Here is a 1,706-nt window from a genome sequence, read left to right as displayed (position 1 = left end):
GCCGACCGACAGCGTGTTCATCTTCGCCCGTGCCGTCAAAGGCCCGCCGGCGCCATTGGCGGCCAAGCGCGTGACCGTGGCCGACCTGCCGATCACCGTCGAGCTGGGCGACAGCGACGCGATGATGCCGCAGTTGAAACTGTCCAACTTTCCCGAAGTCCAACTGGTTGCGCGCATATCCCGGGCAGGTGTTCCCACAGCTGGCGAGTGGATCGGCCGCAGCCAACCCCTGGCCAGCAGCACCACTGCGCTGCAGCAGCTGACCATCGACAGTCCGGACCAATAATTCGAGGAAATGCCCATGACCGCTATCGCACGTATCACCCTGCTCAGCCTGGTACTGGGGTTGAGTGCTTGTGCGGTCCATCGGCCTCCGTCGCCTACCGGGCCGACTATTCCACCGACAGGGCCGTCGACCCAGCCGAGCACCCAGCCCTCGAGCCCGGTGATCAAACCGTCGAAGCCGGTGCCGAGCTCCTCGCCGACCTTCGCACCGCCACCGGGTGCGGCCAGTCACTGGGACGGGAAGATGCAGGTGTACGTGCTGGACGAACAGCCGGATACGTTCTACCGCCAGCGCACCTACTACCGCTGGAGCAACGGCTGGAGCCGGTCCATCAGCCCGAACGGGCCTTGGGAAGAGACCGATGTCCATGGCGTACCGCCGGGGTTGAGCAAGCAGTACGCACAATGAAAAAAGGCGACCTTCGGGTCGCCTTTTTCATGGCTGGTTTGGAATACAGTCCACCCAACAACAAAGCTCAAATGTGGGAGCGGGCTTGCTCGCGAATACGGCGTGTCAGCCAACAAATCGGGCACTGATATACCGTATTCGCGAGCAAGCCCGCTCCCACATTTTGAATCTCGTTTGATTTGAAATTACGCCAGCTCCTCAGTCTGCCTGGGCGCGCTTGTCCAGTGGACCACCCCGGCAATCACCCCCAGCATCACCCCAAACTCCACAATCCCCATCCAGCCCAACCGCGCCATCAACCAGCCGCTGATTGTCGCCCCCACCGCACCGCCAAAAAACGTCGCCGTCATGTACAAACTATTGATGCGGCCCTGGGCTTTCGGGTCCACCGCAAACGCCCGGGTCTGGTTGGAAACCAAGCCCGACTGCACGCCGATATCCAGCACGATCACCCCCAGCACCAGCAAGATAATCGAAGTCTCGGCACCCGCCAGCAGCAGGAACGCCAAGGTCACAATCCCGATACTCGCCCCAATCACCTTGCGCGAACCCAGCCTGTCGGAAGCCCGCCCACCGAGCGACGCCGCCAACGCACCCGCCGCACCGATAATCCCGAAGCCACCTGCCCAGGCACTGCCCAATTGCCATGGCCCATGAGCCAACAGTGCTGCCAGATTCACCCAAAACGCATTGAAGCAAGCCCACAACAACGCCTGCACCATCATTGATTGGCGAATTGGGCTGTTGTCGCGCATCAGCGGCCACAGCGAAGCCAGCAGGCGAGGGTAGGACAGGTTGGTGCTCGGCACGCCTTGTGGCAGCAGCCTGGCGGCACCGATCCACACCGGGATCATGAAGGCCGCCTCCATCGCGTACACCGCCCGCCAGCCATAAGCCTCACCGACTACGCCGGCGATCGTGCGCCCGAGCAGGATGCCGACCATGATCCCGCTGACCACCGTGCCCACATTGCGCCCGCGTTCGTGGGGCTGCGACATCACCGCCGCGAACG

Annotated in this window: 2 protein-coding genes and 1 pseudogene; 2 read left to right on the top strand and 1 reads right to left on the bottom strand. The window is 62.8% G+C overall.

Features of this window, described 5'->3' with window-relative positions:
• Together HX846_RS20070 and HX846_RS20065 are read left to right on the top strand one after the other, a co-directional pair.
• Positions 1 to 286, top strand: a pseudogene (locus HX846_RS20070) (c-type cytochrome biogenesis protein CcmI); the annotation flags it as partial.
• 15 nt (positions 287 to 301) lie between these two features.
• On the top strand, positions 302 to 694 hold the full coding sequence (locus tag HX846_RS20065; protein WP_008434777.1) for a hypothetical protein: 393 nt from the start codon (positions 302 to 304) through the stop codon (positions 692 to 694).
• Between the two features lie 185 nt (positions 695 to 879).
• Here HX846_RS20065 and HX846_RS20060 read toward each other — a convergent pair.
• Positions 880 to 1,706: MFS transporter (locus HX846_RS20060; RefSeq protein WP_178965966.1), on the bottom strand; the 827-nt coding region annotated here is incomplete at its 5' end.

The sequence above is a fragment of the Pseudomonas sp. K5002 genome (assembly GCF_013386655.1).
Classification (GTDB): domain Bacteria; phylum Pseudomonadota; class Gammaproteobacteria; order Pseudomonadales; family Pseudomonadaceae; genus Aquipseudomonas.
Note: the sequence above shows the minus strand (reverse complement) of the source record. Positions and strands in the feature narration are given on the sequence as shown.